This window comes from Xanthomarina sp. (assembly GCF_035306605.1).
GTDB lineage: Bacteria > Bacteroidota > Bacteroidia > Flavobacteriales > Flavobacteriaceae > Xanthomarina.
Map to the genome: position 1 here is coordinate 38,814 of NZ_DATGNR010000047.1, position 20,449 is coordinate 59,262.

24 protein-coding genes and 1 tRNA gene are annotated in these 20,449 nt (G+C 31.6%); 15 read left to right on the top strand and 10 right to left on the bottom strand.

Going from position 1 to position 20,449, the window contains the following annotated elements:
- Window positions 1-180: 180 nt before the first annotated feature.
- The 9 genes from VKY41_RS07075 to VKY41_RS07115 all read right to left on the bottom strand — a co-directional run bounded on the left by VKY41_RS07075 (window position 181) and on the right by VKY41_RS07115 (window position 5,023).
- Window positions 181-792 carry a nitroreductase family protein gene (locus VKY41_RS07075; protein WP_500813738.1) on the bottom strand — a complete coding sequence of 204 codons (612 nt, stop codon included), beginning with the start codon at window positions 790-792 and terminating at the stop codon, window positions 181-183.
- A 214-nt stretch (window positions 793-1,006) separates the two neighbouring features.
- The gene (locus VKY41_RS07080) at window positions 1,007-1,207 is read right to left on the bottom strand and encodes a hypothetical protein (RefSeq protein ID WP_500813739.1); all 201 of its coding nucleotides are present in this window, start codon (window positions 1,205-1,207) and stop codon (window positions 1,007-1,009) included.
- A gap of 127 nt (window positions 1,208-1,334) precedes the next feature.
- The gene (locus tag VKY41_RS07085) at window positions 1,335-1,685 is read right to left on the bottom strand and encodes a hypothetical protein (RefSeq protein WP_500813740.1); all 351 of its coding nucleotides are present in this window, start codon (window positions 1,683-1,685) and stop codon (window positions 1,335-1,337) included.
- A gap of 5 nt (window positions 1,686-1,690) precedes the next feature.
- Window positions 1,691-2,020, bottom strand: coding sequence for a YtxH domain-containing protein (locus tag VKY41_RS07090; RefSeq protein WP_500813741.1), 330 nt, complete (start codon window positions 2,018-2,020; stop codon window positions 1,691-1,693).
- 264 nt (window positions 2,021-2,284) lie between these two features.
- Entirely contained in the window at window positions 2,285-2,713 is a 429-nt protein-coding gene (locus VKY41_RS07095; protein ID WP_500813742.1) for an FKBP-type peptidyl-prolyl cis-trans isomerase, read from the bottom strand.
- A 340-nt stretch (window positions 2,714-3,053) separates the two neighbouring features.
- Entirely contained in the window at window positions 3,054-3,203 is a 150-nt protein-coding gene (locus VKY41_RS07100) for a hypothetical protein (RefSeq protein WP_500813743.1), read from the bottom strand.
- 393 nt (window positions 3,204-3,596) lie between these two features.
- Entirely contained in the window at window positions 3,597-3,740 is a 144-nt protein-coding gene (locus VKY41_RS07105; RefSeq protein ID WP_500813744.1) for a hypothetical protein, read from the bottom strand.
- Window positions 3,741-3,970: 230 nt separating this feature from the next.
- On the bottom strand, window positions 3,971-4,549 hold the full coding sequence (locus tag VKY41_RS07110; protein ID WP_500813745.1) for an MliC family protein: 579 nt from the start codon (window positions 4,547-4,549) through the stop codon (window positions 3,971-3,973).
- 399 nt (window positions 4,550-4,948) lie between these two features.
- Window positions 4,949-5,023, bottom strand: a tRNA-Pro gene (locus VKY41_RS07115).
- A gap of 110 nt (window positions 5,024-5,133) precedes the next feature.
- On the opposite strand from VKY41_RS07115, the gene VKY41_RS07120 reads away from it, so the two are divergent.
- The 15 genes from VKY41_RS07120 to VKY41_RS07190 all read left to right on the top strand — a co-directional run bounded on the left by VKY41_RS07120 (window position 5,134) and on the right by VKY41_RS07190 (window position 19,093).
- Window positions 5,134-6,240, top strand: coding sequence for a PQQ-dependent sugar dehydrogenase (locus tag VKY41_RS07120; RefSeq protein ID WP_500813746.1), 1,107 nt, complete (start codon window positions 5,134-5,136; stop codon window positions 6,238-6,240).
- 87 nt (window positions 6,241-6,327) lie between these two features.
- The gene (gene udk, locus VKY41_RS07125) at window positions 6,328-6,936 is read left to right on the top strand and encodes a uridine kinase (RefSeq protein ID WP_500813747.1); all 609 of its coding nucleotides are present in this window, start codon (window positions 6,328-6,330) and stop codon (window positions 6,934-6,936) included.
- On the top strand, window positions 6,936-7,238 hold the full coding sequence (locus VKY41_RS07130; RefSeq protein WP_500813748.1) for an FtsB family cell division protein: 303 nt from the start codon (window positions 6,936-6,938) through the stop codon (window positions 7,236-7,238). Before udk ends, VKY41_RS07130 begins: the two co-directional genes overlap by 1 nt.
- The gene (locus VKY41_RS07135) at window positions 7,235-8,587 is read left to right on the top strand and encodes a methylmalonyl-CoA mutase subunit beta (protein ID WP_500813749.1); all 1,353 of its coding nucleotides are present in this window, start codon (window positions 7,235-7,237) and stop codon (window positions 8,585-8,587) included. Before VKY41_RS07130 ends, VKY41_RS07135 begins: the two co-directional genes overlap by 4 nt.
- 19 nt (window positions 8,588-8,606) lie before the next feature.
- The gene (locus VKY41_RS07140; RefSeq protein WP_500813750.1) at window positions 8,607-9,308 is read left to right on the top strand and encodes a hypothetical protein; all 702 of its coding nucleotides are present in this window, start codon (window positions 8,607-8,609) and stop codon (window positions 9,306-9,308) included.
- 1 nt (window position 9,309) lies between these two features.
- A complete protein-coding gene (gene scpA, locus VKY41_RS07145; RefSeq protein ID WP_500813751.1) occupies window positions 9,310-11,433 on the top strand; it encodes a methylmalonyl-CoA mutase in 2,124 nt (707 codons plus the stop codon).
- A 123-nt stretch (window positions 11,434-11,556) separates the two neighbouring features.
- Window positions 11,557-12,603: an AAA family ATPase gene (locus tag VKY41_RS07150; RefSeq protein ID WP_500813752.1), complete on the top strand. Its 1,047-nt coding sequence runs from the start codon at window positions 11,557-11,559 to the stop codon at window positions 12,601-12,603.
- 47 nt (window positions 12,604-12,650) lie between these two features.
- A complete protein-coding gene (locus VKY41_RS07155) occupies window positions 12,651-12,875 on the top strand; it encodes a hypothetical protein (RefSeq protein ID WP_500813753.1) in 225 nt (74 codons plus the stop codon).
- Window positions 12,876-13,324: 449 nt separating this feature from the next.
- A complete protein-coding gene (locus VKY41_RS07160; protein WP_500813754.1) occupies window positions 13,325-14,275 on the top strand; it encodes a DUF2157 domain-containing protein in 951 nt (316 codons plus the stop codon).
- Window positions 14,263-15,327 carry a DUF4401 domain-containing protein gene (locus VKY41_RS07165; RefSeq protein WP_500813755.1) on the top strand — a complete coding sequence of 355 codons (1,065 nt, stop codon included), beginning with the start codon at window positions 14,263-14,265 and terminating at the stop codon, window positions 15,325-15,327. The genes VKY41_RS07160 and VKY41_RS07165 overlap by 13 nt, the downstream gene beginning before the upstream one ends.
- Window positions 15,324-15,812 carry a GDYXXLXY domain-containing protein gene (locus VKY41_RS07170; RefSeq protein ID WP_500813756.1) on the top strand — a complete coding sequence of 163 codons (489 nt, stop codon included), beginning with the start codon at window positions 15,324-15,326 and terminating at the stop codon, window positions 15,810-15,812. The genes VKY41_RS07165 and VKY41_RS07170 overlap by 4 nt, the downstream gene beginning before the upstream one ends.
- Window positions 15,813-15,915: 103 nt before the next feature.
- Window positions 15,916-16,350 carry an RrF2 family transcriptional regulator gene (locus tag VKY41_RS07175; protein WP_500813757.1) on the top strand — a complete coding sequence of 145 codons (435 nt, stop codon included), beginning with the start codon at window positions 15,916-15,918 and terminating at the stop codon, window positions 16,348-16,350.
- Between the two features lie 137 nt (window positions 16,351-16,487).
- Window positions 16,488-17,219: an iron-sulfur cluster repair di-iron protein gene (gene ric, locus VKY41_RS07180; protein ID WP_500813867.1), complete on the top strand. Its 732-nt coding sequence runs from the start codon at window positions 16,488-16,490 to the stop codon at window positions 17,217-17,219.
- 228 nt (window positions 17,220-17,447) lie between these two features.
- Window positions 17,448-18,635, top strand: a complete 1,188-nt coding sequence (locus VKY41_RS07185; protein WP_500813758.1) for a hypothetical protein — start codon at window positions 17,448-17,450, stop codon at window positions 18,633-18,635.
- Window positions 18,632-19,093, top strand: a complete 462-nt coding sequence (locus VKY41_RS07190; RefSeq protein WP_500813759.1) for a hemerythrin domain-containing protein — start codon at window positions 18,632-18,634, stop codon at window positions 19,091-19,093. The genes VKY41_RS07185 and VKY41_RS07190 overlap by 4 nt, the downstream gene beginning before the upstream one ends.
- Window positions 19,094-19,149: 56 nt before the next feature.
- On the opposite strand, the gene VKY41_RS07195 is transcribed toward VKY41_RS07190, so the two are convergent.
- Window positions 19,150-20,424 (bottom strand): alginate export family protein, encoded by a 1,275-nt coding sequence (locus tag VKY41_RS07195; RefSeq protein ID WP_500813760.1) that lies wholly within the window; start codon window positions 20,422-20,424, stop codon window positions 19,150-19,152.
- Between the last annotated feature and the right edge of the window lie 25 nt (window positions 20,425-20,449).

A 20,449-nucleotide genomic window follows, 5' to 3' on the forward strand; every position in this document is an offset into this window, starting at 1 on the left:
CACCAACAAACCACTCATAATGAATTAATTGTAAAACACAAAAAAACACTTTAGTTAAAGTTTTATTAGGCCATACTAGCTAAATTTTATCATAAAAGAACATCTTAAAATCTATAAATAACCAGCTTTAAAAGTGTGGTGGATTATCTTTAAATATATGTCATAATATATTTGTTTTTACTACGCATTTGGATTCCAAGCTTCCTTAAATGCAAATTCTTGAATAGACATTCTTTCCCGATTTGCTGTTTCTTCACGTTGTAAATCCTCAGGTAAATCGTTTAAATCTCCTCCATAATAACCTAAAGCTATTCCTGTTGAAATATGATAACCTTCAGGCACCTGAAACACTTCCTGAGCTTTCTTCCAATCTAACCCAGCCATATGGTGTACTGCAATTCCCAAGTATTGTGCTTGAACAGTCATTAGACCTAAACTCAGCCCTAAATCGTGTAAAGCATGAAAATTTTCTTTACCACTATTTGTTTTTTCTTTATAAGCAGTAAGTACTAAAACTGGAGCATTTCTCACCCAAGATTTATTGAAACTGCTAAAGCAATTGAAAATCTTTTCATAGGCTTTAGATCCTTTTTCCGCATAAATAAAACGCCATGGCTGTAAATTATTAGAACTAGCAGACCAACGTATAGCTTCAAAAAGTTGATTTAAATGGATTTTTTTAATGGGCTCTTTTTTAAAAATTCTAGGACTGTATCTTTGTTTTAGAAGCGCGAAAATTTCGTAGTCAGTATCTGCAATATTTTCTAATCTAATTTGATCTGATACATTCATTTTACCTTGTTTTTATTTTAATCTATTCCATTGCAAGATATTTAACTACACATCGAATTCTTGCCTTAAAGCAAAAATTTATTAACCCATACAAACGAAAAAACAACAACTACAGACCTGTATTTTAGAAAAGGATTGCTCTTAAATTGTATTTGCTATAAAACAAAAAAGGAACCGTAAACCGATTCCTTTTTTATTTTATATAAAGTTTTTACTATTTAAAAAACCGTTTGGCAATTAAAAACAAACCATACTTGCCACCCATTTTAAGAGCATACTGTATCCAATTTGCAGGTTTTAAATCTTCCTGAAATTCGCCTTTTATCAGCTTCACCTCTTCCCAAGCTATTTTCCGCTCTAAATCTAGTTGTTTTAAATCTCTTTCTATGTCTTCAAAAGACTGATACTGTTTCATTCGTTCTATTCTATTGTGTTTTATCTATCACATTATACATTGAAATAATCTTTAATACGTTAAATGATTTCTACAAATGTTTTATGTTACTTTTTGTTTTAAAGATAACCTTAGATTCAAAGTAAATTTAGGTATCGAAAAATTTAGATGACAAACTTTTAATTATCTTGTTGTTAATAAACGCTCTCTTATAGTATACTAGCGTTGTTGCCAATAAAAATAATAATGCTACAATTAAATAACCTAAAGCTAAATTATCTAGCCATTGACCAATAGCAAGCGCTAAGGCAAATGCTAAGAAAAACAAGCCAATAAACATCAACCCTCCTATTACTAACACTTTAGCCACTAAACTAATAGAAACACTAATTTGCTGAAAGATTTTTAGCTTAAAATACTCTTGAGACTTTTTTACGTAAGTCTCTCCAGCATCAGCCATCTTCCCAGATTTATGGTTTATAGTTTCAAAAATATTCATTCAAATTACGATTTTTGATATTTTTTGTTTTGGGCTTTAAGTTCACTTAATTTTTTTTCTAGTGTAGAAATCACATCTTCTGTCTTATGGCTTACATTGCTAACAATACTTTCAAGTTGATCGTCTAAGCTGTCTTTTCTGCTAGCTACCGTATCCGCTACTTTGTCGCGTAAATGATGAGCGCTTTCAGATACTCTATCTCTAGCCATAGCAGCTTCATCAGCAATTCTTTGTCTTGTTTTCGAACCTTTATCTGGTGCAAATAAAATTCCTAATGTTGCACCAATAGCTGTACCTGCTAATATTCCTAATAACGTACTACTTTCTTTTCCCATAATATTTGTATTTTAAAGTTAATAATTTTTAGTTTTTAAAGAACTTTTTAAAATATTGTCCTTTAAACTCAAAAGAGTGAAGTGTTTTTAAATTCTATATGCAATTTACTAAAAGTCGCAGACATCTAGATAATTACATATTATGAATTACTCCATATTACCACTATTTTCTGAAATTAACACAGTGATTATAATTATTTTAACATTCGGACATAAAAAAAGCTTGAGTAAACTCAAGCTTTTAAAATTATTCGCAAAAAATAATTATTTAATCTCAACCAATTCTAATTCGAAAGTTAAATCTTGACCAGCAAGAGGGTGATTTCCATCAACAATAATATGGTCTTCATTAACAGCTGCTACACGAAATTGACTTTCAGAACCATCAGGGTTTTTTGAAGCTAATCCCATTCCTACTTCTGGAGCCATATCTTGTGGTAATTGCTCCTTTTTCACTTCGTGAAATAATTCCTTTTGAACATCACCATAAGCTTCGTCCTTAGCAATTACAACTGTTTTTTTCTCGTTAATTTTCATATCTAACACAGCTTTTTCAAAACCAGGAATTAGCATCCCTTGACCAAGTGTAAACTCTAATGGTTCTCTACCTTCAGAGCTATCAAAAACTTGACCACTGCTTAATTTTCCTGTGTAATGAACTTTTACCGTATCATTTTCTTTTACATGACTCATAAAATTGTATTTTTAAATTTGCACAAAACTACCAAAATATTAACGGAACAGCCTTATTTCAAGCAATAAATCCCTATTTATTAAGATAATATTAACTTTATAAGCCCAAACTAAACCTTTAGAAAAGTAGGTAAATAGTGTTTTAGCAAAATGTTTCTACTTATTGATAAGAATTTAAAAACCCGCTTGTAAACTCAATTTATGCCTCGTATTATTCTACGACATGTATTTGAGGTTCCCTTACATTACATATTAATTAAAATGATTACTACTAGTGGTATCCTTCTTATTATTCATAGTTTAGAATATTTAAGCCTAAAACAATATCTCGCTTAACAGTTTAAATATTTTTTTGTATTACTGGTTTTACTACTCCCGAACCTCCAAGATTTTCTAAATTAACTCTCACCTTTTGTGTTAATTTTGGGTCGTCATTAAAAACAAACTCATCAATGTAATATTCGTTCTTATTTGGCTCTTTTATAGTCATATGAATGTATTCCGGGGTTCCATTTTGTTAGGATAAGAGGCTAGTCTAAAAGCGAAGAAAATATAACTTCTCACCTGGTGTTGTTCCATCTTTTCAAATATAGTTCCAGTCAGTTTTAACTTTGGTTCATTCTCCTCAAAATCTGGTAGTGTATCAGTTTCTTTAAGATTTTTGTTTTCAAATTCAAAAATGGCCTCACAACCTTCACAAGGTCCTCCAACAATTTTATTTAAGTAAGTAGATGTTCTATGGAGAACATGAAAAAACTGATGTATTAATCAAAAAACACAACTAAAATTATTTTTGAAAACAACGCAGGAAGCTAAGTTATTATTGTTGTTTTTGGACTGATGATGAATACGAGCTTTTCAAATACATTTAACTGACAATACATTACTTTTTCTTAGCTAATAAAACTGAAATTATAACAAAGCCTATTCCGGTGAGGATTGGAGGAAGTATTTCAGATTGTACTCCTAATACAATCATACCTATGGCAATTAATACTAATAGGATTAAAAGTGTATTTTTCATCATTTAATTGATTTGTAATTATTTTGATTAATATAACAAATTCACATGCGAATGGCACTTATTAACTAGTTGTTATTTACAATAAAATCTGAAAGATTCCATATTTAACTTATTCGTATAAATGAATCATCAACAAAACTGAATAAATTTTCATGAAACAATATCTAATTAAAATAAAAAAACGGATTGAAATATTTTCAAACCGTTTTTTTAATATTAATAAATGACTCTGTTTAGTTTTTAAAAACGGTTTTACCATCTTTAGTTAACTCAATCTTGTCACCTTTCCCTCTTAATTCATATTGATCATTTTTATACCAAATTCCAGATGCCGGTTTTTCTCCAACAAGGTCTATTTGCTCACCTCCGTTTAAATATGCCTTAGCTTCGTTAGTTGTTGCATTAACTGTTAAATCAAGCGTTGCTCCTTTATTATCCTTGTACGAAGTGTGAATAATTTCATCTTCATGTTCAAAAACAACTACATCTCCTTTTTTCAATTGAATGTTGTTACCTTTTCCAATAAGTTCGTAAGTATCATTTTTGTACCAAAATCCAGATGCCGATTTTTCTTGTTGCAAATCAACAGTTTCTCCATCAAAAACAAAAGTAGCAGTACCTTTCGTATTATTAAATACAATCTCTAATTCCTTTCCGTCTTTACTTATTGATGTAGTAGTTACAAATTCATCTGCCACTTTATCAACAGTTTCCGTTACTTCAACTTCTAGTGTTTCTTGTTTTGGAGTTTCTTTACAAGCATTTAAAAATAATGCAGCTAACATTGTAATTGTTAAAAATTGTTTTGTCATTTTCTATTTGTTATTTTTTATTAAATTTTATTTTTTAGTGGTTTTAAATACATATAATTAATTCAATAATTATGCCAACAGATTTTTTCCGACTCTAATTTTTAATTTATTTGTTACCACTAGCGCCGCACTTATATCATTTTATTCGGAATTTTTTTAGCAGAAATGCAGTAGGCGTTTTAATTGAAATTTTCATTAAAACAAAAGGCAAATCAACTATTTCATTTACACCGTTTTAACCCTTAATCTGGTTCACACTTTTTTTAAAATGAAAGTGTTCACCGAATTGTTAACCAGATTATATCATATTAATTCAATTTATATGATATCCTAAAAACAATAAAACCTTGTAAATCATAAGATTTACAAGGTTTTAATTTCTATTGGTATTCATTTTAGTCGGGGTGGCAGGATTCGAACCTGCGACCTCCGCGTCCCAAACGCGGCGCGATAACCGGGCTACGCTACACCCCGAATTGGTTATCTAGAAATCACATATAGTGAATTTCGAGCTGCAAATATATAGCTTTTCTTTTTTAACTAACAAGTTTTATCATTAAATTTATAGGTTAAAGATTAAAATAATGAAACCACATTTATCTACTTATTTAATTATCTGCTTCTTAAGCGTTCTTTCTTGTTCACAAACAAAAAAAGAAAAACCTTCTCAAGACACTTATCAAGTTGTTGTTTCTGATTTAAACATTCCATGGGGCTTTGTTTTTCTACCTGACAACTCTATGTTAATTACTGAAAAGAAAGGTCAACTTATTCATTTTAAAGATGGGAAACGAAAGCTTGTTTCAGATTTGCCCGAAATTGAGCTAAGAGGTCAAGGTGGATTTATGGATATTGAACTTCACCCAGACTATGAAAATAATGGATGGATTTACTTCTCTTACTCCTCTCCGGAAGGTGAAGGGGAAGGCAGTAATACAGCTATAATGAGAGCTAAGCTAGAAAATAACAGATTAATAGACAAAGAGGTACTCTATAAAGCCAATCCAAACAGTACACGAGCAGAACATTTTGGATCTAGGATTATTTTTGATAACAACGGCTATTTATTTTTCTCTATTGGAGATAGAGCTGATAAGGACTCGAACCCACAAGACTTAACAAGAGACTGTGGAAAAATATACAGATTACACGACGATGGCAGTATACCAACAGACAACCCTTTTTACAATACACCAAATGCCAAACAAGCCATTTATAGTTATGGTCATAGAAATCCGCAGGGTATGAAAATTCACCCTGAAACTGGTGAGATTTGGACACACGAACATGGACCAAAAGGAGGCGACGAAATAAATATCATTCAAGCTGGGAAAAATTACGGATGGCCAAAAGTTTCGTATGGTGTCAATTATATTGGAACAAAAATTTCAGATTACACCGAACTCCCTGGCTTAGAATCTCCTCTACATTATTGGGTACCTTCTATTGCTCCCAGTGGAATGACCTTTATTTCTAGCGATAAATATCCGGAGTGGAAGGGTAATTTACTAGTTGGCTCGTTAAAATTCCAATATGTAAACAGATGTGTACTAATGAATAAAAAGGTAGTGAAAGAAGAAAAATTACTAGAAGGTCTTGGAAGAGTTCGTAGTCTAGCTCAAGGACCAGATGGTTATATTTATGTGGGAATAGAAAATTTAGGAATTGTAAAACTTTTATCCGAAAAATAAAATTACAATAGCCTCGTAAGTTTCAGGAATAGCTCCTATACTTTCAATGTAAATAACTAAATTTGTGCTCTAAAAAAATACTAATTCATGCTTATTATAGGAATTGCAGGAGGAACAGGTTGTGGGAAAACAACTGTAGTAAATCAAATATTAGATCAATTACCAGAGGGAGAAGTTGGAGTTATTTCACAAGACTCTTATTACAAAGACACTTCTCACTTGACCATGGATGAACGAATAAAAATCAACTTCGACCATCCCCGATCCATCGATTTCGAATTACTAGAAGCACATTTAAAAGAATTAAAAAAAGGGAACGACATTTATCAACCAGTTTATTCTTTTATAAAACACAACAGAACTGGAGACACTATATTAACACATCCTAGAAAAGTTATGATTGTTGAAGGTATTTTAATTCTAACAAATCCGGAATTAAGAGAAATGTTCGACATTAAAATATTTGTACATACTGATAGCGATGAAAGATTAATCCGTCGATTAAGAAGAGACATAACTGAAAGAGGTAGAGACATTGAAGAAGTATTAGCAAGATACCAAAACACCTTAAAACCGATGCATCAACAATTTATTGAGCCAATGAAGGAGTATGCAGATATTATTATTCCAAACAATAAATACAACACAGTTGCTGTAGATATTGTTAAGTCAATTATCAATCAACGCCTTATCTAATGTCAAAGAAAGCTAAAAGATCCTTAATTTTAGTTTTAATAGCATTCGCTATCTGGATGTTGTTTTTCGACGCAAATTCTTGGTTAATACATCGTGAATTGAACGCGGATATTGAAGATTTAGAAACCGAGAAAGAATTCTATAAAAACGAAATAATTAAAGACAAGAAAGCTATTAAAGAACTTAGTACAGACGAAGGTCTGGAAAAATTAGCTCGGGAAAAATATTATATGAAGCAGGAAAATGAAGAAATATTTATTATTGAATATCAAGACAGTCTCCCAAAACACAACGAAAAATGAGTAAAAAATTGTTTAATGATTTCAGCGAAGTTTCATCGAAAGAGTGGAAGCAAAAAATACAGGCCGATTTAAAAGGTGCCGACTACAATGAAACACTTATATGGAAAACAAACGAAGGAATTGATGTAAAGCCGTTTTATCATGCTGATGAATTCCCTTCAACTCCAAACGTAAGTTCTTCAAAAGCTACACAATGGAAAATTTGTGAAACTATTTTTGTATCCGATACTGAAATATCAAATGCTCGAGCTAAAAAACTTTTAGTTAATGGAATTGAAAGCTTAAAGTTTATCATTCCTTCGGAAGACATTTCAGTGGAAACTCTAGTAAAAGATATTGATTTAGGTAATACACAAGTGTTTTTTGAACTTCAATTTTTATCAGCCTCCTACACGGATCAAATTTTAAAAGTAACATCAAAAGAAAACACCTTTATTCTAACTGATATTGTAGGAAACCTTGCTAGAAGTGGAAATTGGTTTTCAAACTTACAAGAAGATCATACGCAATTAGAAACCATAGCTTTAAAAACTTCAACCATCAGTTCTGATATAACTTTATATCAAAACGCTGGCGCTAACATGGTACAACAATTAGCCTATGCTTTAGCTCATGTAAACGAATACTTAAATCACCTAAACAACAAAGAAACTCTTCAGGTGGTATTTAATGTGGCCGTTGGCACGAATTATTTCTTTGAAATTGCCAAACTTAGAGCCTTAAGAGTGCTATGGCGTACTTTGGCTTCGGAATACGGAAATACCACTGAGTGCCATATTTTTGTTACACCTACAAAACGCAATAAAACACTTTACGATTATAACACCAATTTACTTCGCACCACAACTGAATGTATGAGTGCTGTTCTTGGTGGTGCAAATACTATAAATAATCTAGCTTACGATGCTATTTACCATAAGGATAATGAATTTGGAAGTAGAATTTCTAGAAATCAACTTTTGGTGTTAAAACACGAAAGCTACTTCGATAAAGTAGACAATCCTGCAGATGGCGCCTTCTATATTGAAAGTATCACGCAACAATTAGCAGAAAAAGCCTTAGACTTATTTAAAAGCATAGAAGTTGGTGGTGGCTTTTTACATCAACTAAAAGAAGGCATTATTCAAAGAAAAATTAAGGAAAGTGCTGAAAAAGAACAAACCCAATTTAATACTGGCGAAGAAGTTTTACTTGGAACCAACAAGCACCCAAACCCTGACGATAAAATGAAACATGAATTGGAACTTTATCCTTTTTTAAAAACCAATCCACGAAAAACACTTATCGAGCCAATAATTGAAAAACGACTAGCAGAAACCCTAGAACAAAACAGATTAAAAACCGAATAAATTTTAAATTAAAAAAACTATGAGTAAAACATTATTAAACATTACAATTTCTGTATTATGCTTAACTCTTTTTAACTGCAAAAATGAATCGGGAGAATTCAATAATTACAAATATGCAGATCAAGAAAATGTTATAATCTGCGATAATTTAGATACTAAATTATATTTTGAAGCATTACTTTCTTTCGAAAATGACATAGTTAATAAATATGATCCAACAAGCAAAAGTATTAGAAGAGGCTACTCCTTTTTCACAAGAGATATACTAGCAGGAAGGGCTGGAATTGAAGAAATTGTATCACCTCATAGTATGGAGGTTTTTGAAGCTTTGAAAAAAGACACTGATCTTTGGAATAAAGACAACACCATTAATTACAATTCCAAACTCTTAACTTGTATTGGAAACAATTTCAAAAACAACAATTTAAAAACCACGTTTAATGCTTTAGTTTCAACAAATAGTATGCGTCCAGAAATTTTTGGAGCTCCACTTATTAAACTTGTAAAAAATGCTCACGACGACAGATATATGGCTGCTTACGTAGCTTTCGATTTATTTTACGCTAACTTGTTTGATGTAGACGCTGAAAAGGTAATGCAAAAAGCAGAAAACACCAATATCGTAAAACCTGAACCCTCTTTTAACCCTGCTGCTAAAAGCAATCCTGATAATTTAAAAATAAGCAATCCAGAAAAAGTTAAAGAATTGATAAACAAATAAAATGTCAAGAAAAAACATTCAACATATCACCATAAAACCAGATGTAATAAACGAAAAGTCTTTGGACACAACCGTTTTTAATACAGCTGAAAACATGGATGTTAAATCCACCTACACCAAAGAAGATTTAAGTGAAATAGAACACTTAAATTTTGTAGCTGGAATTTCACCATATCTTCGTGGGCCGTACAGCACCATGTTTGTTCGCAGGCCTTGGACTATTCGTCAGTACGCCGGATTTTCAACGGCTGAAGATAGTAACGCCTTTTATAGACGAAATTTAGCTGCTGGACAAAAAGGATTATCTGTTGCTTTCGACTTAGCAACACATAGAGGCTACGATTCAGACCACGCACGTGTTGTTGGTGATGTTGGAAAAGCTGGTGTAGCTATAGATTCTGTTGAAGATATGAAAATACTCTTCGACCAGATTCCTCTTGATAAAATGAGTGTTTCCATGACCATGAATGGTGCTGTATTGCCTATTATGGCATTTTATATTGTCGCTGCAGAAGAACAAGGCGTGACACCAGATCAATTGGCAGGAACCATTCAAAATGACATTTTAAAGGAGTTTATGGTACGTAATACCTACATCTACCCTCCTACACCATCCATGAAAATTATTTCAGATATTTTTGAGTATACTAGCAAGAATATGCCTAAATTCAATAGTATTAGTATTTCTGGATATCACATGCAGGAAGCTGGAGCAACTTGCGATATCGAATTAGCTTACACTTTAGCTGATGGTTTAGAATACATAAGAAAAGGTTTGGATGCAGGAATGGATATAGACACCTTTGCTCCTAGATTATCTTTCTTTTGGGCTATTGGTATGAACCATTTTATGGAAATTGCCAAAATGAGAGCTGCCAGAATGCTATGGGCCAAAATAGTAAAACAATTCAATCCTAAAGACAAAAAATCCTTAGCCTTAAGAACTCATAGCCAAACAAGTGGCTGGAGTTTAACAGAACAGGATCCTTTTAATAACGTAGCAAGAACTTGTATTGAAGCTGCTGCCGCTGCTTTTGGTGGCACACAATCTTTACACACTAATGCTTTAGATGAAGCCATTGCGCTACCTACAGATTTTTCAGCAAGAATAGCTAGAAACACACAAATATTTCTTCAAGAAGAAACCAAAATTACAAAAACAGTCGATCCTTGGGCGGGTAGTTTTTATGTTGAAAAACTAACGCACGATATTGCCAAAAAAGCATGGGAACTTATTGAAGAAGTAGAAGAGCTTGGTGGAATGACTAAAGCTATTGAAGCTGGAATACCGAAATTACGAATAGAAGAAGCTGCAGCAAGAAAACAAGCTCGAATTGATTCTGGCCAAGACATTATTGTTGGTGTTAACAAATACCGTTTAGATCATGAAGCTCCAATTACAACTTTGGAAGTAGACAATCAAACAGTTAGAACCCAACAAATTGAACAGTTAAACAAGCTTAAAGCTGAACGAAATTCAGAAAAAGTACAAAAGGCTCTAGCTAATTTAACAGAAGCTGCTAAATCAGGAAAAGAAAACCTCTTATCTTTAGCCGTAATAGCTGCTCGCGAAAGAGCAACTCTTGGAGAAATTAGTGATGCTTTAGAACTTGTTTTCGGACGATATAAAGCGCAAATTAAATCCTTTTCTGGCGTGTATAGTAAAGAAATTAAAAACGATGAATCCTTTAGCAAGGCTAAACAAATGGCTGATGCTTTTGCTGAACAAGATGGTAGAAGACCACGTATAATGATTGCTAAAATGGGACAAGATGGACACGACAGAGGCGCAAAAGTAGTAGCCACAGGCTATGCGGATGTTGGTTTTGACGTAGATATAGGTCCTCTTTTCCAAACTCCTGAGGAAGCGGCCAAACAAGCAGTAGAAAATGACGTACATGTACTTGGAGTTTCTTCTTTAGCTGCTGGACATAAAACCTTAGTTCCTCAAGTAATTGAAGAACTTAAAAAATATGGTCGCGACGATATTATGGTAATCGTTGGAGGTGTCATCCCGAAACAGGATTATCAATATTTATTTGATGCTGGAGCTATGGCGGTTTTTGGCCCTGGAACAAAAATTAGTGATGCGGCTATACAGATTTTAGAGATTTTAATGGATTAAGTTCATTTTTTAATTGTTATTTCCACCGAAAATTGGGGTTAAATCACATTTATTAATCAAAACATAACTAGTGCTACCTGCACTGAACCATCCTGAGAATTAAAAATCCAGAATACATAATCAATGGCTTTAATCAATAGCACTTTAAAATCAAAAAACGCGCCCTTAACGCTTGATAAACTTCATTTGAAATCTGAAAACAGAAGTAGAATCAATCAACTAATAGAGGAATTCAACTATATTGATGCCTTAAATAATCTAAATATTCCTGTAGATAACAAGATTTTATTACACGGACATACAGGTTGTGGAAAAACAGCCACAGCCCACGCCATAGGAATTGAGTTAAATAAAAAAGTCATCACATTAAATCTAAGTGGTTTTGTATCATCTAGATTAGGAGAAACTGCAAAAAACCTATCCGATATTTTTAAATCTGCATCTAACGACAAAGCCATTTTATTCATTGATGAATTTGATTTTATAGGTAAAATTAGAGATTATGACAATAAAGATTCTGGTGAAATAAAAAGGTTAGTTAACGCGCTTATTCAGCAAATTGATAATTTATCGGGTACTTCTTTACTTATTTGTGCCACCAATCATATCGATATTATTGACAGTGCCTTATTAAGAAGGTTTCAAATTAAATTAGAATACCAATTACCAACTAAAGAAGCTTTAGACGCTTATTATGATACCTTATTAGCTTCTTTCCCCAAAAACCTTAATACCATAAATAGAAGCTATGGAATTTCTTTTGCTGAAGCTAAAGATAGAACCTATCAGCAAATTAAAGCGCATGTTATTAAGCTCGAAAAGCAACGAAAGCATTTGCTTTTTTCTTATGGTTCTTTAAAATCAAAACAAGTGCAACTAGAGCATTTTGGCAGAGAACTTAAGGGAACGGCAGACAGCTTATCCGGATACAAATTAACAGATTTAGAAATAAAAGATACGACAGTAATTAAAATAGATAAAACAGATATTCTCTCCATAGCATCAAAATCTAGAGAGGTAACAGATAAAATTGAAGGGCTTGTACTTGAAATAACTGGAGAAGAACTTGTGCAGATAGATAAATTTGGACTTTCTAATTACAAAAGAATTAAGGAAACTACTAATTCAGGAGCTGAAGTTTGGGTTTATGTAGCACACAACTCCTATTAACAAGTTTTTCAAACCAGCAAGTAGAAACTTTATTTAGGTTAATTTTTATGAAAATACTACACAGAGAACTAGAAGACATTAAAGATATTTTTAAAATTTATAACGCTACTTATTATCAAAAAACTGTGAATTATAAGAGTTGGAGAGGATTTGAGAGAACTTTAATAGAAAAAGAAATAGGTGAAAACAGACATTTTAAAATTGTAAGGTATGGTGAATTAGCATGTACTTTTGTGATTGCGTTTAACAATCCAATTATTTGGCAAGATTAAGGACAAGACAATGCTATTTACCTTCATCGAATTGCTACCGATTTATGATTTCGAGGTCGCTCTTATACAAAAAGCATAGTAACCTGGAATCTAGACCATGCCATAGAAAACAATAGGTCTTTTATTTGATTAGACACTCATAGCGGAAATGAGAAATTAAACAACTTCTATAAAAGTTGTGGTTTTACATATAAAGGGATTACCAGTATTGAAAGGACAAACGATTTTCCTCAACATTACAAGGATGGGCCTTTCAGTATATTTGGAATTGCTATATAATCTATACAGAAATATAGTTGTTAGAAACTAGGTCAATCCAAAACACCTATATTTTTCCTTCAAAATATCATATCAGAAATTCCTCGTACTTTCACTATCTTAGTTACTTAAACTAAAAACGCGTAAGTGATTTTCAGTTCATCAAATCTAAAATAAACTCTTCAGCTAGCATGTCAAAAATTGATCGAGAAGATATTCAAATTATAAGTAGAAATAGTAATTGGTCCGAAGCTCAGATTGAAAAAGTACTAAAGGAAAACGTGTACAACAACAAGGAAGCTTGGTATAAATTCCTTCGTCTATTTTTCATTAGTCTAGGCGTAGGCTTTACTACAGCTGGAATCATATTCTTTTTTGCATACAATTGGGCCGATCTACACAAATTCGTAAAACTTGGACTAATAGAAGGAATAATTGTTATATCAACTACTTTCATATTGTTTTCAAATCTGAATATCGACATAAAAAACATCCTTTTAACTGGAACCTCTATAATGGTTGGTGTATTATTCGCTGTATTTGGACAGGTTTATCAAACAGGAGCAAATGCTTACGATTTTTTCTTAGGGTGGACCCTTTTTATAACACTTTGGGTTGTTGTCTCAAACTATACTCCTTTATGGTTTCTTTTTATAATATTAATAAACACCACTCTAGTTTTATATTGGAAACAAGTTGCACATGACTGGACTGAAGTTTTTATGTTCACCTTAATTTTTATAGTCAATTCAGGATTTTTAATAGCTTCTATATTTATAACAAAATTACTTGAGGTAGTAAAAATTCCGATTTGGTTTTCAAACACACTAGCTCTTGCTACAGTTTCTTGTAGTACTATAGGTGTCACTTTAGGTATATTTGAGCAGCAGGAAAGTAGTTTCTATTTTCTAGTTTTAATTACAACACTCCTTTATATTCTAGGTATATACTTTGCACTAAATTCAAAAAGCGGATTTTACCTAGCAACAATTTCATTCAGCATCATCATAATAGTTTCTGCTTTACTTTTAAACCTATCAAATGATTTTATGATGTTGTTATTTATAAGTTTGTTTGTTATTGCAAGTGTCACCTTCGTTATAAAAAACCTAATCAATCTTCAGAAAAAATGGGCAAATTAGATAACATAAAAACTTTATTGGAACGTATTCACGCATCTGAAGCCACTGGGTTTAAGTATGACGAAGATGCTATTTTAAAGGAATATAAAACCCAGCAAGACAATTCATCTAACATAACTATTAAGGTGCTTTCTATTTTTGGAGGGTTTCTAGCTACACTTGCTTTTATGGCTTTTTTAGGAATTTCCGGGTTTTACAATTCAGAAGTAACCCTTTTGATTTTTGGAATTACATTTGTAATCTCTGCTATTATTTTAAACAGAAAATTCCATAAACTAATTATTGACACCTTTAGTATTTCCATTTATATTTTAGGTATAATTTTAATTGCTTTTGGATTATCGGAATTAGGAATAAGTATAAATATGGTTACTCTATTAATTGGTTTAACAGCCATTTCAACCATAGCTACAACCCAAAACCTCATCCTATCATTTATTTCTGTGCTCATTATTGGTGGAAGTATTTTGACCTTAATATTTTATAATAAGGCTTATAATCTAATTCATCTATATATTGCATTTTACACCTTTACTTTGACATATATTTTTTTAAATGAAGCGAAAATTGTGTCTACTGGTAAGATATTATCTCGACTTTATAATCCAGTTAGAATTGGAATTATATTCTCGTTATTGTTTGGTCTTATTTCAATTGGAAAAAGAAACCTTATAGATATATCTCTAAATCATATTTGGATATCATCTATATTTACAGCTGTCATTATAATCTATCTAGTACATATTATCATTAAAATCAATCAAGTAGAATCAGTAAAAAGCAAAGTTCTAATTTATGCTTTAAGTTGTTTATGGATAATTACAACCCTATTCGCTCCCGCTATTTCAGGAGCTATAATTATAGTTCTGCTAAGCTTTTTAGTCAATTACAAAACAGGATTAACAATAGGGATCATCTCCATTATTTATTTCATTTCTCAATATTATTACGACCTAAACTTAACCCTACTTATTAAATCTATCATCTTATTTTCCTCCGGAATAATTTTTCTTGGCTTCTATTTATTTACTACTAAAAATAAAAACTTATGAAAAAATATAAGTGGATAATCATCTTGATAAACCTGCTCATTTTCCTTGCCTTATTTAACAACTCCATTTTTAAAAAAGAAGAATTATTAACTAAGGGAAAACTAATTTTATTGGAATTAGCTCCTGTGGACCCCCGATCTTTAATGCAAGGAGATTATATGACATTGAATTATGCCATTTCACAAAACATTAATCATGACAGCATTTCTAAACGAGGTTTTTGTGTGGTTAAAATAGAAAAAGATGGGATTGCTAAAAAGGTAAGATTACAAGAAGGACGAAGTCCTATAAATAAAAATGAACATCTTATTGAATACACCTCATTAAATTGGGGAGGAATTAATATTGGCGCCGAATCCTTTTTCTTTCAAGAAGGCGAAGCTAAAAAGTATGAAAAAGCCAAATATGGAGGACTAAGGATAGATGAAATAGGAAACAGTATTTTGGTAGGATTATTTGATGAAAACAAGAAAAAAATTGAATAATTTAAACAGAATTCTTATAAAAAAAATTAACAAATTCAATTAGGATAAAAATGTCCTAATTGAAAAATTATACTTATATTTGTATAGAATTTAAAACAATACTATGTTTTCTAAAGCATGTGAATACGGAATTAAAGCATCTATTTTTATAGCATTAAACTCGTACGAAGGTAAGCGAGTAAGTCTTAAAGCAATTGCTAAGGAAATAAATTCTCCTGAAGCTTTTACAGCTAAAATTCTTCAAGATTTAGTACGACATGGTATTATAAATTCAGTTAAAGGCGCCTATGGTGGTTTTGAAATAGATAAACATTCTATTTCTACCATTAAATTATCACAAATTGTGAATGCCATAGATGGCGATAGTATTTATAAAGGCTGTGGTTTGGGATTACACAGGTGCGACGAAAACCACCCCTGCCCGGTTCATGATAAATTTAAAAGTGTTAGAGACGAATTAAAACAAATGTTAGAGCATACAAATTTAGAAGAACTAGCTTTAGATATTAAATCTGGAGTAGCCTTTTTGAAAACCTAAAAAAATTTGAATTTAAATAGGATAATTTTATCCGAGTATATAAAAATTAGTAATAATCATTAATAACATCCTTAAAAATAACTAAATCTTATTGTATGCTCAGCAAAAGCAAACTAAGAAGAAGTTGGGAGAAGCCTATGGAAACATTAAGCAAAGAAACAAAAAAACAAATTGGACAATTTGTTACCGAAGATTACAGAACTGCATCCGTTTTTTCTAAGTACGGAATAGACTTTTGTTGTAAAGGCCATCGAACCTTAGAAGAGGTATGTACTAAAAACAATATTGATTGCGAACTATTATTGAGCGATCTAGAAAAAGTTTTATCAGCCACTTCTAACCAATCTATAGATTACAAATCTTGGCCATTAGATTTACTTGCTGAATATATAGAAAAAAAACATCATAGATATGTGGAGGAAAAAACTCCGATACTACGTCAGTATTTAGATAAATTATGTAAAGTTCATGGTGGAAGACATCCAGAGTTATTCAAAATAAACGAATTGTTTATTGCATCTACTTCTGAGCTAGCCGCTCACATGAAAAAAGAAGAATTAATACTTTTCCCATTTATTAAAAAAATGGTGAAAGCACAAATAGACAAAAGCGTAATTTCATCGCCACAATTTGGAACAGTTAAAAACCCAATTTCCACGATGATGCAAGAGCATGAAAATGAAGGTGAACGTTTTAGAGAAATTGCAGAACTATCAAATAATTATACTCCACCAGCGGACGCCTGTAATACCTACAAAGTAACTTTTGCTATGTTAGATGAATTTGAAAAAGATTTACATTTACATATCCATCTTGAAAACAACATCTTGTTCCCTGAAGCTGAAAAATTAGAAAAACTAATCCAGTAAGAATAAACAACAGAATTTTAATCAATTAAACCTGAAAGTTTTACACAAACTTTCAGGTTTTAAAATAATGTAATCATAAAAATAGTTGTTTAACAAAAACACTTCATTTATAACTAATAATAAATTTAATTTGTAGAGAAGCACATTTATTTTGCTTTAGTTTTAATTCAAAAGAAGTATTCCTTTATTATTTCTCTACATTCACCAATCCGCTATTTACTTTAGTATATGCCTAAAAAGCTCGTGCTTACTTGCTTAGTTAATTTCCTTATTGCCGCCCTAATGGGATTAGCTTTAAGGTATACTTACATTTCTCCTATACCACTCAACTATCGGTTTTTAACACATGCCCATTCGCATGTCGCTATGTTAGGATGGGTGTATTTAATGCTTTATGTGTTTATTGTACAATATTTTGTTCCAAACAAAAAACCCATTTACCACAAACTATTTTGGTTTACAGAATTAACGGTGATAGGAATGATGCTCAGTTTTCCATTTACGGGTTATGCTGTTCTTTCCATTATATTCTCCACCCTTCACATATTCTGTAGTTATTATTTTGCTCGACTAATTTGGAAAAACCATAAAACAGAATCTAAGGCTTCAAGCTATCTGTTAAAGTTATCTCTTATTTTTATGGTAATTTCTACTATTGGTACATGGTGTTTAGGTCCGGCAGGTAGTATGTTTGGTCAAGGTTCAGCCTTTTTTCAAATTTCCATACAATTCTTTTTACATTTTCAATTTAATGGTTGGTTTTTAATAGCAGCTTTAACTATATTATTTCACAAATTAAAAATTAAAGACTCTACAGAGTTTAAAAGGTTTTTCAACTTACTGGTAGTTTCTACCATACTAACACTTGCTTTGCCTGTAAATTGGTTTCTCCCACATTCCTCTTTATTATGGATTAATGGACTAGGAATTTTACTTCAAATTACAAGTTTATATTTATTTATAAAATTAATTAAAAAGCCATATCAACTGCTAATCAACAACAGCCCTAAAATCTCCAAACATTTACTTCATTTTTCCATACTATGTTTTATTCTAAAAACAGGTTTACAAACCATATCTATAATTCCAGAAATATCAAATACCATATTTCAACACAAAAATTTAGTAATTGGATTCATACATTTAACCATGTTAGGTGTTATTAGTGGATTCTTACTTTCCTATATTTTGCAAAGCAAGCTTGTTACCCAAAACAGGTTCTTAACATCAGGATTACATATTTTTATTTTAGGTTTTATTTTAACCGAAGTTATTATTATCGCTCAAGGTTGTTTATTTTACTTTGGTAAAGGATTATTGCCCAACTATTATATGTTACTGTTTTTAAGTAGTATCTTACTTCCCTTAGGAGTATTAAGTCTTATCTATAATATTTACAAAACCAAAACAACATGAAAACCAAGCCTCAAAAACGCCATAAGGCACTACAACCATTAAGTAGAGAACATCATCACGGATTGCTTTTATCTTGGAAAATAAGAAGTGGTTTTAATAAGAATATCGATCCAAAACGGATAAAAACTTATAGTGATTGGTTTTTTGAAACTCATTTAATCCCACATTTTGAAATGGAAGAAACTCATGTCTTTTCCATTTTAGATGAAAACAATGAACTAGTAAAACGCGCCTTAGCAGAACACAGACGACTAAAACGTTTATTTACCGAAACGGAAGTGAATCCTAAAACTTTAAGCAAAATTGAAGAGGAATTAGAACAGCATATTCGTTTTGAAGAGCGTGTACTTTTTCCTGAAATCCAAAAAGTAGCAACAGAAGAACAATTAGCCCTAATTGAAAAAATTCATCAATCAGAACCTTTTGAAGACAATCTGGAAGATGAATTTTGGAAATAGTTTTTAACTGAATATTTTAATCAGACGAATTATAAACTCTAACAAGCTTTAAATTATTAGTCTTTAAATTCTTTTTTCTTAAAGGATGTTTTAAACAACGATGGCTTCACTGTAATCATAACCCAAGCCCAATTATTTGTTTCGGAGCTATCACCACCTTTAACAATTTCCATGCTTTCCGTAGCAAATATTTGTGAATAGCCTACTTGAAAATGTATGTCTTTAGCAAAATTATAACCAAGTATCAAATCGATTTCTGTACCTAGATCTTTACTCTTTTCATTGCCAAATTCGTCAACTATTGTTGCAGCCGAAGAAAAAATATGAGGTACCATTTTAGCAAAAAACTTGTTTTTCTGATAAGCTAAAGTGACATTAAAATCTACTAAGCCCACAGAGTTGATATGGTTTCCAACATAAAAATAATCCATCCAACCATTAAATTTATGATTCGTACCATACCAAGGATTAAAAGACTTTATTTTGTCAGCTGAAGAATACATATCAGTTCCTGACAAATACTCTCCACCAAGACCTAAATTGATATTTTGACTAATAGTGTAATATACATTCAAAGCTAAATTATAAGCACTTAGATCTGAGTTAGCCAATTTTCCTGTTTGAAAATAAACAGAAGCATCAGCTTTTAATTTATTATTACCATACGTAGCATGAGTTCCAAAAGTTTGGTTGTAATCTACTTGCTGTTTATTATTTATATCTGCAAAAGCATAACCATTATTTAAAGCTAAAAAACTTAATCCAAGGTTATTTAAATTTGTATGATACCATATATATTGGAACGATTTATAGTTGTTTACATTATAATCTATTTCAAATAACGACTCACTTTCGGCACTAAGGGCCAAACCTAAATCTATTCTATGGTTTTCATCAGGTTTAAAGGTAGCTATTAATGCATCGTGGCTTCTGGCCTGCTGCGCCCAACCAACATTTCCAAACATCCGATGATCATCATAATTTATTTCTTGACGGCCAAATTTCAAAAAAAACCAATCACTCAATAAAACTTCGGCCCAAGCTTCGTGAATAGCTGTTCCGTTTTTATCAGAAGCAGCTAAAGTTGGGACATCTCCCCAAACTCTAAGGTTTTGAACACTAAAATAAGTATTGATTTTTTCACTTTTATACCCCAAATTCAAGCGTGTTCTTTGCGATACAAAAACTGCTGGATCTATTGAATCATCAGATAAAGTTTTGTATCCGTGTCTGAATTCAAATCTAGGCCTTAACTCAGCTGAAATCTCAAATTCTTGAGCATAACTAGCCATGCCAAGTCCTATACATAGGATTGCTAATGTTTTTTTCATAAGGACTTTTTTAATGGTTCTTTAG

Coding starts and splice junctions, on each gene's coding strand:
- VKY41_RS07075 (WP_500813738.1), bottom strand. CDS start 792: ATGAATGTATCAGATCAAATTAGATTAGAAAATATTGCAGATACTGAC.
- udk (WP_500813747.1), top strand. CDS start 6,328: ATGCTTATTATAGGAATTGCAGGAGGAACAGGTTGTGGGAAAACAACT.
- VKY41_RS07155 (WP_500813753.1), top strand. CDS start 12,651: ATGAAAATACTACACAGAGAACTAGAAGACATTAAAGATATTTTTAAA.
- VKY41_RS07135 (WP_500813749.1), top strand. CDS start 7,235: ATGAGTAAAAAATTGTTTAATGATTTCAGCGAAGTTTCATCGAAAGAG.
- VKY41_RS07185 (WP_500813758.1), top strand. CDS start 17,448: ATGCCTAAAAAGCTCGTGCTTACTTGCTTAGTTAATTTCCTTATTGCC.
- VKY41_RS07105 (WP_500813744.1), bottom strand. CDS start 3,740: ATGATGAAAAATACACTTTTAATCCTATTAGTATTAATTGCCATAGGT.
- VKY41_RS07090 (WP_500813741.1), bottom strand. CDS start 2,020: ATGGGAAAAGAAAGTAGTACGTTATTAGGAATATTAGCAGGTACAGCT.
- VKY41_RS07170 (WP_500813756.1), top strand. CDS start 15,324: ATGAAAAAATATAAGTGGATAATCATCTTGATAAACCTGCTCATTTTC.
- VKY41_RS07150 (WP_500813752.1), top strand. CDS start 11,557: ATGGCTTTAATCAATAGCACTTTAAAATCAAAAAACGCGCCCTTAACG.
- scpA (WP_500813751.1), top strand. CDS start 9,310: ATGTCAAGAAAAAACATTCAACATATCACCATAAAACCAGATGTAATA.
- VKY41_RS07110 (WP_500813745.1), bottom strand. CDS start 4,549: ATGACAAAACAATTTTTAACAATTACAATGTTAGCTGCATTATTTTTA.
- VKY41_RS07175 (WP_500813757.1), top strand. CDS start 15,916: ATGTTTTCTAAAGCATGTGAATACGGAATTAAAGCATCTATTTTTATA.
- VKY41_RS07100 (WP_500813743.1), bottom strand. CDS start 3,203: ATGACTATAAAAGAGCCAAATAAGAACGAATATTACATTGATGAGTTT.
- VKY41_RS07085 (WP_500813740.1), bottom strand. CDS start 1,685: ATGAATATTTTTGAAACTATAAACCATAAATCTGGGAAGATGGCTGAT.
- VKY41_RS07190 (WP_500813759.1), top strand. CDS start 18,632: ATGAAAACCAAGCCTCAAAAACGCCATAAGGCACTACAACCATTAAGT.
- VKY41_RS07165 (WP_500813755.1), top strand. CDS start 14,263: ATGGGCAAATTAGATAACATAAAAACTTTATTGGAACGTATTCACGCA.
- VKY41_RS07130 (WP_500813748.1), top strand. CDS start 6,936: ATGTCAAAGAAAGCTAAAAGATCCTTAATTTTAGTTTTAATAGCATTC.
- VKY41_RS07195 (WP_500813760.1), bottom strand. CDS start 20,424: ATGAAAAAAACATTAGCAATCCTATGTATAGGACTTGGCATGGCTAGT.
- VKY41_RS07120 (WP_500813746.1), top strand. CDS start 5,134: ATGAAACCACATTTATCTACTTATTTAATTATCTGCTTCTTAAGCGTT.
- ric (WP_500813867.1), top strand. CDS start 16,488: ATGGAAACATTAAGCAAAGAAACAAAAAAACAAATTGGACAATTTGTT.
- VKY41_RS07140 (WP_500813750.1), top strand. CDS start 8,607: ATGAGTAAAACATTATTAAACATTACAATTTCTGTATTATGCTTAACT.
- VKY41_RS07095 (WP_500813742.1), bottom strand. CDS start 2,713: ATGAGTCATGTAAAAGAAAATGATACGGTAAAAGTTCATTACACAGGA.
- VKY41_RS07160 (WP_500813754.1), top strand. CDS start 13,325: ATGTCAAAAATTGATCGAGAAGATATTCAAATTATAAGTAGAAATAGT.
- VKY41_RS07080 (WP_500813739.1), bottom strand. CDS start 1,207: ATGAAACAGTATCAGTCTTTTGAAGACATAGAAAGAGATTTAAAACAA.